This window comes from Streptomyces sp. NPDC000878, from assembly GCF_053599695.1.
Genome location: NZ_JBSFMT010000045.1, coordinates 40,996 through 54,591 on the forward strand (window position 1 = coordinate 40,996; position 13,596 = coordinate 54,591).

The window sequence follows — 13,596 nt, forward strand, 5'->3', positions numbered from 1 at the left end:
CGCGCCCCAGCCAGCCCCGCGCCCCTGCGGGACGCGAGCGCCCCCTGCCAGTCGTCACTGGCAGGGGGCGCTCTTTTCTGACTGGCCGAGGGGGGCTCAGGCCAGCAGATCCAGGCAGTCGAACGAGGTGCCCGGGCTGAGGAACGCCGTGCCGCTCGAACCACTGACGATGCTGATCTTCAGGACGTTGTACTGACTCGCGTCCGTCTTCCACGCACTACTAGGGACGCTGTACGTGAACGAACGGTTGTTCCCCCGGTACGAACCCGTGGTGAGGGAGCGCGTCGAGGGCTGTGCGGGTGCCGAGGGGATGGCCGACACCCAGTCGTTGACCGTGACGCGCGGGCGGCCGTTGGAGAAGGCGTCCGTCACACCGATGCGCAGGGTGTGCGCGGCGGCGGCCTGGGCGGCCGTCAGCTTGAAGTACACGAGGACGCCGTCGTTGACGCCGTTCCACATGTACGCCGGGAAGCCCGCCGACGCGGCCTCCGCGCCGACGTCGATCGTGACGTTCCCCGTCCACTTCGCCGCCCGGGCGTCGGACGGATGCGCGTACGTCATCAGCTCGGCGTTCTTGAACCCGCCGGGCGTGCCGTCCCAGTCGCCGAGCCGCCAGATCGTCCTCGCGGCGGACGGGTCCCCGGTGACGGTGATGCTGTTCAGCGCGGTCGCGCCGCCCGCCTGCACCGTCACCGACCGCGTGTGCACGGCCAGTTCACCCTTGAACACGGTCAGCGTGTACGTCCCCGGCAGCATCCCCTTGCAGGAGAAGGCACCGGTGCCGGAGGCGGCCTTCGTCCAGTACTGCGCGTCGGCGTTCGCGAAGCCCACGGTGTACGGGTACTTCGCGTCCATCCCCTTGATACCGACGCCGGCCACCTTGCCGCGCCCGGCCGCTCCCACCCAGCCCGTGATGCCGAGCCCGTCCACCCAGGAGGTGTCCAGGTTGGCCGCGGTGAGGGAAGAGGCGGGAGCGGCACCGTCCGTGAAGGCGAGGACGTACGGACCCTGCAAGCCGAAACGTTCCGCCTCTGTCTGGGCCTGGTTGTAGTGCAGGATCTCGTACAGCCCCGCGCCCTTGTCGTTCGAGTGGCGCAGCAGCGAGCGGTAGAAGGGACCGCCGGACGCCTTCTCGTGGTTGGAGCGCACGATCCACAGACCGACCGAACCGGTGGTGAAGCCGATGTGGTCGTAGTCGACGACCCGCTTGCCCGAGTAGTGCTTGGAGTGCGTGGTGCCGTCCGCGCGCTGCCAGACGTCCCCCGCCTCGATGACCTTGTCGGAGGCCTCGATCCAGGAGTCCGACCCCTCGTTCGGGAACAGCCCCGGCTTGAGGCGGACAAGGAAACGGGTCGCCGTGAAGGAGGCGTCCGCCTTGTTCGTCCACAGGTAGACGTTGTTCTGGCCGCTGCGCGCCGCGTACCACTGGGTGATCGCCCCGTGCACGACCTTGACCAGGATCGTCGAGCCCGACTGCCGAATCGTCACCGTGGACGCGCCGAGCCCCGACTCGACGTGCGAGTGCTTGCCCCCGTACCCCTCGTACTCCTTGCCCCGGTAGACCAGCGACGTGAGGTCGCCGGTCGTCTTCGAGACCTTGAAGACGAGCGAGGCTCCCGTGTTGACCACGTAGTTGGAGCCGTCGTCGGTGTGGCCGAAAACAGCCGCCGACGCGGACGACAGCAGACCGCTGCCGACCGCCACCGCCGCGCCCGTACCGGCCACGCCGGCAGCGGAAGCGGCCAGCAGCCTGCGGCGACCGATGTGTTTCTTGTGCGTGCTCAAGGGTCCTGGCTCCGTCGTACTTGAAGACTCACTTACTTGTACGTGACGTCAGATGGCGAGAACTTGCAGGTGGTTCCGTCGGCGCCGCTGCCGATCTCGGTCGGCTCCTTGCCGGTGTTGTTGCCGTTGAAGCGCACGCACGGCTTGATCTTCTTCTTGGTCTCGCCGTAGATCCGGATCTTGCTCAGCGTCGCCGTGTCCCCGTAGTTCGCGTTCACGCCGACCAGCACCTTGCCCGGCGCGGTCGCGTCGATGTCGCTGATCACGATCGTGCGCTTGTACTGCGTCTTGCAGTTGCCGCAGGAGCGCACCAGCTTGCCGAAGTTCTCGACGTGGAAGCCGGTGATGCTGAGCTTGCCGGCGCCGTTGAACTGGAACACCTTGTCGGAGGCCGACTTCGCGCCGCCGCCGATCACCTTGTACACGGCCGTCGACTTCTTGCTCTTGAAGCTGGCGGCGTCCTCGCCGACGTCCAGCCACCACACGTTCTCCAGCGTGCAGGAGCCGGTGCAGTGGACGCCGTCCGCGCCCGGGGTGCCGATGATCACGTTCTTCAGGACCGCGCCGTCCGCCAGCTCGAAGACCGGGTCCTGCCCCTCGTCCTGGCTGCCACTGCCGAGCGCGCCACTGCCGAAGAACTTCTGCAGTTTGCCGTCGTACGTGCCCGACACCTTGATCGTCGACGACACGCCCTTGCTGCCCTTGGCCGTCGGCCAGGTGGCGGCGGCACCGGCGGACGACAGCAGCGTCGTCGTCAGGACCGCCCCGGCCGTGAGGCCGAGAGCGGCGACGCCGCCGATCACGGCACGCCGGCCGGTGACCCGACGACGGTGCCGGACGTGCTGTTCAACTGGTGCAGTCATGAACCGTGTTCCTTGGGTGGTGAGGAGATGTGTGCGTCTCCTGGTCGCCACCCGTGCGGAAAGGGTTGCCGAGTCTGCTGAATTTCTTTACGAGTTGGGGCAGTAGCTTCTGCTAGTTGGGGCTACGGCTTCACGAATCGCCGTCGTCGGACTCGTCGTTGCTGTCCTGACCTGCGAAGTCGCCCTTCACAGCGAGCTGTTGACCCGCTGCTTCCGTCTTCGCCGTCACCGTGTACGAGTCGTCCTTCGCGTCCCGGCCGCCGCGCGTGTGGTCGTACTGGCCTGCGAAGACCCACTCGCCCGGCCAGACCGTGTGGCCCTCCTTGAGCACCCACGTGTAGACCAGGAAGCCGTCCTTCTCGGCGACCGTCAGCGCGAAGTCGTCCTCCGGAGCCGACCGCCAGGCACCCGCGGAGGTGACCCCGCCGGTCTGGGCGACCTTCAACTCGACGGTGAACGACGTGAGTTCCTCGGAGGTCTTGATGGTGACGTTGCTCTGCGCCCAGAAGTCGTTGCTGTGCGGATCGACCGAGCCGTCCGACCACAGCGGCCCGTCCTCGGCGCCCTCGGCAGCCGGCGCCGCCACCGTGTTCGAGGCCTTCGGCGTCGGAGTGGGCGTCGGCGTCGGTGTCGAACTCGGCTTCTCGTCCTGGGCGTTGTCGCCCGACGGCTCCGGGGCCGGCACGATCGGCGCGCGGCTCGTCGCGTCCGGCGACGGGGTCGGCAGGGGCGAGACCGAGACGGTCGGATCGGCCGGGGTCTCGTCGCTCTTCACCACCGAGGCCAGCGCGTACCCGCCCATCGCGAGAATCCCCGAGACCGCGGCGGTGGCACCGGCGACCCGCACCCAGCTCAGCACCGGCGGACGAGTCGTCCGGCGCCGGGCCTGCTTCTCCTCGGGACCGGCGGCCATGCCGCGCTCGACCCGCGCGAGGATGCGCGCGCGGTCGGGCTCGTACGCCTCGGCCGCCTCGCGCAGCCCGGCACGCAGCTCGTCGTGCGGCGTCCTCATCGGTTCGTTCCTCCCGCTCCGCCAGGGGTACGCACAGGGGTACGCATTCGAAGCGGGGCCTCGTCGGTGCCAAGGAGCCGCTGCAGTTCGGCCATTCCCTTGGACGTCTGGCTCTTCACCGTACCGACAGTAACTCCCAGCGCGAGCGCGGTGTCCTTCTCCGAGAGATCGAAAGCGTGCCGAAGCACCACACACGCCCGCTTACGGAACGGCAGCCGACGCAAGGCCTCCTGGACGTCTATGACGCCAGGTATGTCGGGATTCTCCGTCTTCTCTTCTCGCTGCGACCAGAACAAGGTGATTCTCCGGCGCTCCCGGACCGCGCTGCGGATACGGGTCTTGGCCAGATTCGCGACCACGCCACGCGCGTACGCCACCGGATGATCGGCGGCTCGCACCCGGTCCCAGCGGTGCCACAGCGCGAGCAGCGCGTCGGCCGCCAGGTCGTCGGCGGCGTCCGCCTCACCCGTCAGCAGGTGGGCCAGGCGCGCGAGTTCGGCGTAGTGCCGCTCGAAGAAGGCATGGAACTCGACGGAGGCTGCGTCGTCGACAACAGTGCCCACGGGCGACCTCTCCCCCTTAGATTCGCTGGGTTTTCCCTGGCCAGCGGCGGCTGCCGGCCGAAGCCGGGCGTCTGCGTATACGGCCACTGTGGTGCGCCGGTGAAGAGAAGGTGATCGTTTGGCGCGAGAGCCGAGAGAGTATCAGGCATGCGCACGGCCCTTCGAGTGTCGTACGACAGGGCGAGCCCGATTCTGTAACACGGAGAAAACCTGAAAACCGTTCAACACAGGAACAATCCAGCCAGCATCCGCACACAGATCATTCAGGCAACGAGGAGTTACCGCCATGTCCGAACCACAGAAGGTGGCTGACCGGCCGAGCGCCGCACCCCCCGCGGTGAACAGCGTCGACGGCTTCTTCAAGATCTCCGAGCGGGGATCCACCTTCGCCCGCGAAGTACGCGGCGGTTTCGCCACGTTCTTCACGATGGCCTACATCCTTGTCCTGAATCCCATCATCCTGGGCAGCGCCAAGGACAAGTTCGGCCACCAGCTCGACAGCGTCCAGCTCGTCACCGCCACCGCCCTGGTGGCCGCGGTGATGACGATCATCATGGGCGTCGGCGGCAACCTCCCGCTCGCGCTCGCCGCGGGCCTCGGCCTCAACGCGGTGGTCGCCTTCCAGATCGCCCCGCTGATGAGCTGGGACGACGCGATGGGCCTGGTCGTCCTGGAGGGCCTGCTGATCTGCGTCCTTGTGGTGACCGGCCTCAGAGAAGCGATCATGCACGCGATTCCGGGGCCGCTCAAGGCGGCGATCGGCGTGGGCATCGGCCTGTTCATCGCCTTCATCGGCTTCGTCGACGCCGGCTTCGTCACCCGTATCCCGGACATCGCGAGCACGACGGTCCCGGTGCAGCTCGGCGGCACCGGCACCCTCAGCGGCTGGCCGGTCCTGGTCTTCTGTCTCGGCGTCCTGCTGACCATCGGCCTCATCGCGCGCAAGGTGAAGGGCGCGATCCTGATCAGCATCGTCACGATGACGCTCGTCGCGCTGATCATCAACTCGATCGCCGACATCAAGAGCTGGGGCCTGACCACGCCGGCCTGGCCCGACAAGATCGCGGACACCCCCGACTTCGGGCTGATCGGCGACTTCAGCCTGTTCGGCGCGTTCGGCGAGACCACGGTGATCACCGTCGTCCTGCTGATCTTCACCCTGATCCTGTCGGACTTCTTCGACACCATGGGCACGGTCGTCGGCATCACCGCCGAGGCCGGCCTGCTCGACGAGGAGGGCAAGGTCCCCAACCTCGGCCGCGTGCTGCTCATCGACGGCGCGGCGGCGGTGGCGGGCGGCGCCAGCTCCTCGTCCTCGGCGACCTCGTACATCGAGTCGGCGGCGGGCGTCGGCGAGGGTGCCCGCACAGGCTTCGCCAACCTGATCACCGGCGGCCTGTTCGCCTGCGCGCTCTTCTTCACGCCGATCCTGACGATCGTCCCGATGCAGGCTGCCGCCCCCGCCCTGGTCGCGGTCGGCTTCCTGATGATGACCCAGGTCAAGCACATCGACTGGGACAAGTACGAGATCGCCATCCCCGCGTTCCTGACGATCGCCGTGATGCCCTTCACGTACTCCATCACCAACGGCATCGGCGCCGGCTTCGTCGCCTACGTCCTCATCAAGACGGTCGTAGGCAAGGCCAAGGAGGTCCACTGGCTCCTGTGGGGCACGAGCGCACTGTTCCTGATCTACTTCGCGATCGACCCCATTCAGCAGCTCTTCGGCACGAAGTAAACAGAGGGCAAGCAACCCCGCGCCCCGTTTTTAGCTTTTAGGGGCGCGGGGAACTGCGCGATCAGCCACGACGGCGCAGCACCCGACCAACTCACCCAGCCAGCGCAGCAACCATCATCGCTTTGGCAACAGGCGCAGCCAGCCCATTCCCACTCACCTCGGACCGAGCCGCCCCCGACTGCTCGACCAGCACAGTCACAGCAACTTCCTCACCCGTGGACTCGGACTTCGCATAAGACGTGAACCACGCATAAGGCGTCTGACTGTTGTTCTCCCCATGCTGAGCCGTCCCCGTCTTACCCCCCACCGTCGCACCGGCTATCTGCGCGTTCGTCCCCGTACCGTCGGAGACAACCGTCTGCATCGCCGACTGCAACTGCTCAGCGGTCCCCGAGCTGATGACCTCCTTGGTCGACGCCGAGCTGTCAAGGTCCTCCAACGCATCCCCGCCGGGGGTAACCACCTGCGACACCATGTGCGGTGAGACCAGCTTGCCGCCGTTGGCTATCGCCGCCGACACCATGGCCATCTGCAACGGCGTCGCCGTGACATCGAACTGCCCGATCCCCGTCAGCGCGGTCTGCGACTTCTCCATGTCCGACGGGTACACGCTCGGATACGCCCGCACCGGCACGTCCTGCGACTCGTCGTTGAAGCCGAACTTCTCCGCCATCGCCCTCACCTTGTCCTGCCCGAGGTCGACGGCCATCTTCGCGAAGACGTTGTTGCAGGAGTACTGGAGCGCGACCCGGATCGTGGCGTTCTCACAGGGCGCGTTCGGGTTCTCGTTCGTCAGCTCGCGGGTCGTACCCGGCAGCGTGTACGGGTCCGGGCTGTCCGTACGGTCGTCCACCGACCCGTACAGCCCGTCCTCCAGCGCCGCCGCCGCGACCACCAGCTTGAACGTCGAACCCGGCGGCAGCGGCTGCCGTATCGCCCGGTTGACCAGCGGTTTGTCGGGGTCCTCGTTGAGCTTGGTCCAGGCGTCGCCGTCGCTCGCCCCGGTGATCGTCGACGGGTCGTACGACGGTGTGGAGACCATGGCGAGGATCCTGCCGGTCTTCGGGTCGATGGCGACGGCCGCGCCCTTCTTGTCACCGAGCGCCGCGTAAGCCGCCTTCTGAACGTCCGGGTCGATCGTCGTGATCACGTTCCCCGGGGTGGCGTGCTTGTTGGTGACCGTGTCCATGACGGTCGTCAGTCTGCTGTCCGAGCCGTCGAGGACGTCCTTGTAGATGCCCTCCAGCTGCGTCGGCGCGAACAGGGGTGTGCTGTACCCGGTCACGGCCGCGTAGAGCTTGCCGTCCGTGTACGTCCGCTGGTACTTGAGATCCCCGCTGCTCGTCTCCTTCGAGCCGGTGACCGACTCGCCGGCCACGATGATGTTCCCGAGCGGGTTCGCGTACAACGCGATCGCGTTCCGCCGGTTCTTGCTGTCGTCCGCGAGCGCCTGGCCGTCGTAGAACTGCACCCAAGTCGCCCTGACCAGCAGGGAGAGCACGAGCAGCAGTGAGAAGACGGAGGCGCGCCTGATCGTCTTGTTCATCCCACTCCGAAGACGACCGGCACCGAACCGAACGTTCCCTTCCCCCTGATTTCTCATGGTCCATTCATGAAAATCAGGGGTGCCACGAGGGGCTGTAAGGGACACACATACCGTCGTACGACGCTCAGGCGTCCAGCGTCAGCACGACCTCGTCGATCTCCGCGCGGCGCGCGTTCGCGTACCCCCGGTCGTGCCCGGAGACGCGGAAACCGCACTTCTCCAGGACCCGCAGCGAGCCCGCGTTGTCGGCGGCGGCGCGCGCGTGCAGCGGGCGTTCCGGGACGGCGGCCAGAAGGGCGCGCAGCGCGGCCGTCGCGATACCGCGCCCCCAGTAGGCGCGGTCGATCCAGTACGTCACCTCGCGCTCGCCCGGTTCGCCGTACACCGCCGCGCTGCCCACGACGTCACCGTCGACGAGGACCGTGCGGTTCAGTACGTCCGGCGCGGCGCGGATGCGCTCCCAGTGGGCGTCGAAGGCGTCCCGGTCGGTCGGGTCCTTCGCCGTGAACGCGGCCATCCACAGCGACTCGGGGTCGTTGGTCTGCCGGAAGAAGACCGGCAGGTCACTGTCGTGGACCTCACGGAGCTCGACCTCCGTGGACGCCGTGTACCTCATCGCTCAGAGCCTCCGGGTGGCCAGGGTCAGCCGGTCGCGTGCGTCGAACAGGGCGTCCTTGACCATCTGTTCATGGGCGGGGGTGAGTCGGGCGACGGGTACCGAGCAGCTGATCGCGTCCCGCGCGGGGGTGCGGTACGGGACCGCCACGCCGAAGCAGCGCAGCCCCAGCGTGTTCTCCTCGCGGTCCACCGCGAAGCCCTGCTCGCGCACCAGGTGCAGCTCCTCGATGAGCTTCTCCCGGTCGGTGATCGTGTGCTCGGTCAGCGCGGGCAGCGTCTCCGGGAGCAGCTTGCGGACCTGCTCGTCGGTGTGCGTGGCCAGCAGCGCCTTGCCGAGGGAGGTCGAGTGGGCGGGCAGCCGGCGGCCGACGCGGGTGAAGGGGCGCAGGTAGTGCTGCGACTGCCGGGTGGCGAGGTAGACGACGTTCGTACCGTCGAGCCGCGCCAGGTGGATGGTCTCCGTCGTGTCGTCGGAGAGCCGGTCCAGGGTCGGGCGGGCCACCGCGACCACCTCGTCGCCGTCGATGTACGACGTACCGACCAGCAGCGCCCGTACGCCGATGCCGTACCGCGTGCCCGTGGCGTCCGTCTCCACCCAGCCGAGGTCGACAAGAGTGCGCAGCAACATGTAGAGACTGGACTTGGGGTAACCGACGGCCTCCTGGACCGCCGCCAGGGAGTGCATGCCGGGACGTCCGGCGAAGTATTCCAGCAGTTCAACGGTCCGTACCGCGGACTTGACCTGCGCCCCGCCGCCTGTCTCGGCTGCCGACATCGCCCTTGACCCCTTCGTTCGACGGGAAATAGTCTCCAACAGCATATTCATCATCAGAGACGCTGTTCAGCATATCGAACGCGCCTGGTGAATGACGCAGGAATTCGCATCACAAAACACGCAGCACAAATGGCAACACAATCTGGAGGGACCCCCGGTGGCAGCAGCACCAGTCTGGAGTGTCGACCCCCGTACCGGGAAGCAGCGGGAGCAGGTCGCGGTCGAGGCCACAGCCCAGGAGGTGGACGCCGCCGTCCGCGCGGCGCACGCCGCCCGCCCGGCCCTCGCCGACCGCACGGTCCGCGCGGCCTTCCTGCGCAGTGCCGCCGAGCAGCTCGAAGCGGCCAAGGGCCACCTCGTCGAGGCCGCCGACGCGGAGACCGCGCTCGGCCCGGTCCGGCTGACCGGCGAACTCGCCCGCACCTGCTACCAGCTGCGGGCCTTCGCGGACATCGTCGACGAGGGCGCCTACCTCGACGTCGTCATCAACCACCCCGACGACACCGCGACCCCGCCGATCCCCGACCTGCGCCGCTACAAGGTCCCGCTGGGGGTCGTCGCCGTCTACTCGGCCTCCAACTTCCCCTTCGCCTTCTCCGTCCCCGGCGGCGACACCGCGAGCGCGCTCGCGGCCGGCTGCCCGGTCGTCGTCAAGGCCCACCCGGACCACCCGGGCCTGTCCGAGCTGGTCGCGTCCGTCCTGCGCCGGGCCGCGGCCCAGCACGACATCCCCGAGGGCGTCCTCGGCCTGGTCCACGGCTTCGAGGCGGGCGTCGAGCTGGTCAAGCACCCGCTGGTCGCGGCGGCCGGCTTCACCGGTTCCGTACGCGGCGGCCGTGCCCTCTTCGACGCGGCGGCGGCCCGGCCGGTGCCGATCCCGTTCCACGGCGAGCTGGGCTCCCTGAACCCGGTGGTGATCACGGAGGCGGCAGCCGCCGAGCGCGCCGAGGCGATCGGTACGGGGCTCGCGGGCTCCATGACGCTGGGCGTCGGCCAGTTCTGCGTGAAGCCCGGCCTGGTGCTGGCGCCGGAGGGCGCGGCGGGCGACCGTCTGCTGAAGTCGCTGACGGACGCGGTGAGCAACACGGACGCCGGTGTCCTCCTGGACCACCGGATGCGCGACAACTTCGTCGCCGGGGTCGCCGAGCGCGCCGAACTGCCCGAGGTCGAGTCCCCGGTGACGCCGGGCGCGGGAGGCGAGCACACGGTCAGCGCGGGGTTCCTCACGGTGGCGGCCGAGAAGCTGGCGGTGGAGGGGGCGTACGACCTGCTCCTGGAGGAGTGCTTCGGTCCGGTCACTGTCGTGGCCCGCTACACGGACGACGCGGAAGCGAACGCCGTTCTCTCGCGGCTGCCGGGGAATCTGACGGCGACGGTTCACCTCTCGGCGGAGGAGGCCGCGGGGGAGGGGCGTGGGGCGGAGATCCTGGCCGAGCTGACGCCGCTGGCGGGGCGTGTGCTGGTGAACGCGTGGCCGACCGGGGTTGCTGTGGCCGCGGCCCAGCAGCACGGGGGGCCGTACCCGGCCACGACGTCGACGTCGACGTCGGTCGGGGGGACGGCTATCGAGCGGTGGTTGCGGCCGGTGGCTTATCAGAACGCGCCTGCCGCGCTGCTGCCGGTTGAGCTGCGGGACGAGAATTCGCTGGGGCTGCCCCGGCGGTTCAATGGTCGCCTGGAGCGCTAGCGTCGTTGGGGTGCGGTGGTATTTCGCGGCTGCGGGTCCGTTGTGGCTTGTCGCGCAGTTCCCCGCGCCCCTGACGGGGCCCGTCTATCCGGGCCTGCGATAATCAGGCAATGGACTTGGAGCTTCCCCAACTGCCTTTCCCCCTCCGTACGTACGGGCCCGATGGGCACTGGTCGTACGAGGACGGGGTGCTCACCGGGTGGGCCGGGCCCCGGCAGGATCGGTTCGTGCCGCCCACCGGGGAGTCGCTGGACCCCGCTGCCGACGCGCCGCGGCTGCTGGGTGCGCCGCACGGGGACTTTCAGCTGATCGCCCGGGTCACGGTCGGGTTCGCGGCCTCCTTCGATGCCGGGGTGCTGTACGTCCATGTCGGCGAACGGGCCTGGGCCAAGCTCTGTCTGGAGTACTCCCCGGATGTGGCCACCGTCTGCACGGTGGTCACCCGGGGACACTCCGACGACGCCAACTCCTTCGCCGTGGACGGCAGTTCGGTCTGGCTCCGGATCAGCCGCACCGGCCGGGCCTTCGCCTTCCACGCCTCCCGCGACGGCGAGAAGTGGACCTTCGTCCGCCTGTTCACCCTGGGCGACGAGAAGGAGACGGACGCGGCCCTGGTCGGCTTCATGACCCAGTCACCGATGGGCGAGGGCTGCGTGGTGACGTACGACCACATCGAGTTCCGCCCGGAGTGGCCGAAGGACCTGCGGGACGGCAGCTGAGCGCTGCGCTGAGCTTGGGCGGGGCGCCATCGGGGGTGCCGGGTCAGGTTGTCGGGCGGGTGCGGGTCTGTGGGGGCTGGTCGCGCAGTTCCCCGCGCCCCTGGGTTGGCAAAGGATCCCCCGGACTGGCCTGCTGGTCGCGTACGGCGGGAAAGGGACGGGGTGGGGGGTGCCCGCCCGCAGCGGCCGGCGTCCAGCACCGGCCGGCTTTGCAAGAGACGGAACCGCCGGACCGAGGACGGATACCCCCCACCCCGGGACCCGGGAATGATCCGCGCTGCTTGAACGTTCATACACTCGGCGGAGGGTGTCTCCGCACCCGTTCCGTACCCGTACGACCTGGAGAGCCGAAGACATGCGCGTCGAGATCTGGAGCGATATCGCCTGCCCCTGGTGCTACGTCGGCAAGGCCCGCTTCGAGAAGGCGCTCGGCGCCTTTCCGCACCGGGACGGCGTCGAGGTGGTGCACCGGTCGTTCGAGCTGGACCCGGGGCGTGCCAAGGGTGACATCCAGCCCGTTCTCAAGATGCTCACCAAGAAGTACGGCATGAGCGAGGCGCAGGCGCAGGCCGGTGAGGAGAACCTGGGGGCGCAGGCCGCCGCCGAGGGGCTCGCCTACCGGACCCGGGACCGTGATCACGGCAACACCTTCGACATGCACCGGCTGCTCCACCTCGCCAAGGACAAGGGGCGCCAGGACGAGCTGATCCAGCTCTTCTACCAGGCCAATTTCGCCGAGGAGCAGTCCGTCTTCGGCGACGACGAGCGGCTTGTGGAGCTCGCCGTCGCCGCGGGTCTCGACGCCGACGACGCCCGGGGCGTACTCGCCGACCCGGACGCGTACGCCGACGCCGTGCGCGCCGACGAGCGCGAGGCCGCCGAACTGGGCGCCAACGGCGTGCCGTTCTTCGTCCTCGACCGGAAGTACGGCGTCTCCGGCGCCCAGCCCGCCGAGGTCTTCGCCCAGGCACTCACCCAGGCCTGGGGCGAGCGGCCCACACCCCTCAAGATCGTCCAGGCGGAGGGCGACGACGCCGAGGTCTGCGGGCCCGACGGGTGTGCCGTACCTCAGAAGTAGTACGGGCGATCCGGGGAAACCGCAGGTCAGGTCCTATGTATAAGCAGCCCTTCGCGGTGCCGTGCAGAATTCGGCGATGGACGAGGAGATCTCCGGGCCGCACAGTGGTCCCATGGAGACCTTCGCGCAAGCCTCGACATCCGAGAACCTCCGCAACCTCGTCCGTGCCGAGTTCGCTCCGAAGAACACCTATCTGAACACCGCGAGCACCGGCCTCCTCCCGGCCCGCGCAGTGGCCGCCATGCGGACCGCCGTGCAGTCCGTGGCCGACGGGCAGTCGCAGGACATGTTCGCCGACGTGGAGGCCTCGCGTTCCGCCTTCGCCCGGCTCGTCGGGGTCTCCGACCGCAGGGTCGCGGCCGGGGCCTCGGTCGCCGTCTACAGCGGGCTGATCGCCGCCTCGCTGCCCGCCGGCGCCGAAGTCCTCACCGCCGAGGACGACTTCACCTCCGTCCTCAACCCGTTCCATGTGAGGGGGGATCTGAAGGTACGGACCGTGCCCCTGGAGCGGATCCCCGAGTCCGTCCGGTCCGCCACCGCGCTCGTCGCCGTCAGCGCCGCCCAGTCCGCCGACGGCCGCATCGCCGACCTGCCCGCGCTCCGCGAGGCCGCACGCGAACACGGGGCCCGTACCTACGTCGACGCCTCCCAGGCCACCGGCTGGCTGCCCGTCGACGCGGACGCCTACGACTACGTCTCCTCCGTCGCCTTCAAGTGGCTCGTCTGCCCGCGAGGCGTGGCCTTCCTCGTCGTACCGGAGGACCTGGGCGGACTGACACCCGTGTTCGCGGGCTGGGTCGCGGGGGAGGAGCCCTGGGACAGCTGTTACGGCCCGGTGCGCGAACTCGCCCACTCCGCACGGCGGTTCGACGAGAGCCCGAGCCTGTTCTCCTACGCCGGCGCCCGCCACTCCCTCGCCCTCATCGAGGAGTTGGGCGTGGACACCGTACGCGCCCATGACCTCGCCCTCGCCGACCGCTTCCGCGCCGGACTCGACCGCCTCGGCCACCAGCCCGTACCGGCACCCGGCTCGGCCATCGTGTCTGTCCCGCAACTCGGCCACCTCCAGCCCGAGTTGAGCCGTGCCGGGGTCGAGGTCTCCGACCGGGCCGGAAATCTGCGCGCGGCCTTCCATCTCTACAACACGACCTCGGACGTCGACCGACTCCTGGACGTCCTGTCCGGCTGAACCGGTGGCGCGAGATCCCCAAG

At 68.9% G+C, this 13,596-nt stretch carries 12 protein-coding genes; 5 read left to right on the top strand and 7 right to left on the bottom strand.

The features are described 5' to 3' along the window. Positions 1-96 precede the first annotated feature (96 nt). From ACWDR4_RS31795 to ACWDR4_RS31810, 4 genes are all read right to left on the bottom strand, one after another. Positions 97-1,785 (bottom strand): rhamnogalacturonan lyase B N-terminal domain-containing protein, encoded by a 1,689-nt coding sequence (locus ACWDR4_RS31795; RefSeq protein WP_450413566.1) that lies wholly within the window; start codon positions 1,783-1,785, stop codon positions 97-99. A 32-nt stretch (positions 1,786-1,817) separates the two neighbouring features. After that, a complete protein-coding gene (locus ACWDR4_RS31800; RefSeq protein ID WP_450413567.1) occupies positions 1,818-2,648 on the bottom strand; it encodes a pectate lyase in 831 nt (276 codons plus the stop codon). A gap of 130 nt (positions 2,649-2,778) precedes the next feature. After that, the gene (locus ACWDR4_RS31805; protein WP_450413568.1) at positions 2,779-3,660 is read right to left on the bottom strand and encodes a hypothetical protein; all 882 of its coding nucleotides are present in this window, start codon (positions 3,658-3,660) and stop codon (positions 2,779-2,781) included. Then, on the bottom strand, positions 3,657-4,223 hold the full coding sequence (locus tag ACWDR4_RS31810) for a SigE family RNA polymerase sigma factor (protein ID WP_369036967.1): 567 nt from the start codon (positions 4,221-4,223) through the stop codon (positions 3,657-3,659). The genes ACWDR4_RS31805 and ACWDR4_RS31810 overlap by 4 nt, the downstream gene beginning before the upstream one ends. Positions 4,224-4,509: 286 nt before the next feature. On the opposite strand from ACWDR4_RS31810, the gene ACWDR4_RS31815 reads away from it, so the two are divergent. After that, positions 4,510-5,961 (top strand): NCS2 family permease, encoded by a 1,452-nt coding sequence (locus tag ACWDR4_RS31815; protein ID WP_450413569.1) that lies wholly within the window; start codon positions 4,510-4,512, stop codon positions 5,959-5,961. 91 nt (positions 5,962-6,052) lie between these two features. Here ACWDR4_RS31815 and ACWDR4_RS31820 read toward each other — a convergent pair whose 3' ends face one another. The 3 genes from ACWDR4_RS31820 to ACWDR4_RS31830 all read right to left on the bottom strand — a co-directional run bounded on the left by ACWDR4_RS31820 (position 6,053) and on the right by ACWDR4_RS31830 (position 8,900). Next, complete coding sequence (locus tag ACWDR4_RS31820) at positions 6,053-7,507, bottom strand: peptidoglycan D,D-transpeptidase FtsI family protein (RefSeq protein WP_450413570.1); 1,455 nt, start codon at positions 7,505-7,507, stop codon at positions 6,053-6,055. A 124-nt stretch (positions 7,508-7,631) separates the two neighbouring features. Further along, a complete protein-coding gene (locus tag ACWDR4_RS31825) occupies positions 7,632-8,123 on the bottom strand; it encodes a GNAT family N-acetyltransferase (protein WP_450413571.1) in 492 nt (163 codons plus the stop codon). A gap of 3 nt (positions 8,124-8,126) precedes the next feature. Next, entirely contained in the window at positions 8,127-8,900 is a 774-nt protein-coding gene (locus ACWDR4_RS31830) for an IclR family transcriptional regulator (RefSeq protein ID WP_450413572.1), read from the bottom strand. A 157-nt stretch (positions 8,901-9,057) separates the two neighbouring features. Between ACWDR4_RS31830 and ACWDR4_RS31835 the strand changes: the two genes are divergently transcribed. The 4 genes from ACWDR4_RS31835 (at position 9,058) to ACWDR4_RS31850 (ending at position 13,573) form a co-directional block, all read left to right on the top strand. Further along, the gene (locus ACWDR4_RS31835) at positions 9,058-10,587 is read left to right on the top strand and encodes an aldehyde dehydrogenase (NADP(+)) (RefSeq protein ID WP_450413573.1); all 1,530 of its coding nucleotides are present in this window, start codon (positions 9,058-9,060) and stop codon (positions 10,585-10,587) included. Positions 10,588-10,697: 110 nt separating this feature from the next. Beyond that, positions 10,698-11,306 (top strand): DUF1349 domain-containing protein, encoded by a 609-nt coding sequence (locus ACWDR4_RS31840; protein WP_450413574.1) that lies wholly within the window; start codon positions 10,698-10,700, stop codon positions 11,304-11,306. Positions 11,307-11,661: 355 nt separating this feature from the next. Next, positions 11,662-12,384 (top strand): DsbA family oxidoreductase, encoded by a 723-nt coding sequence (locus ACWDR4_RS31845; RefSeq protein ID WP_450413575.1) that lies wholly within the window; start codon positions 11,662-11,664, stop codon positions 12,382-12,384. Between the two features lie 76 nt (positions 12,385-12,460). Then, positions 12,461-13,573: an aminotransferase class V-fold PLP-dependent enzyme gene (locus tag ACWDR4_RS31850; RefSeq protein WP_450413576.1), complete on the top strand. Its 1,113-nt coding sequence runs from the start codon at positions 12,461-12,463 to the stop codon at positions 13,571-13,573. Positions 13,574-13,596: the final 23 nt, after the last annotated feature.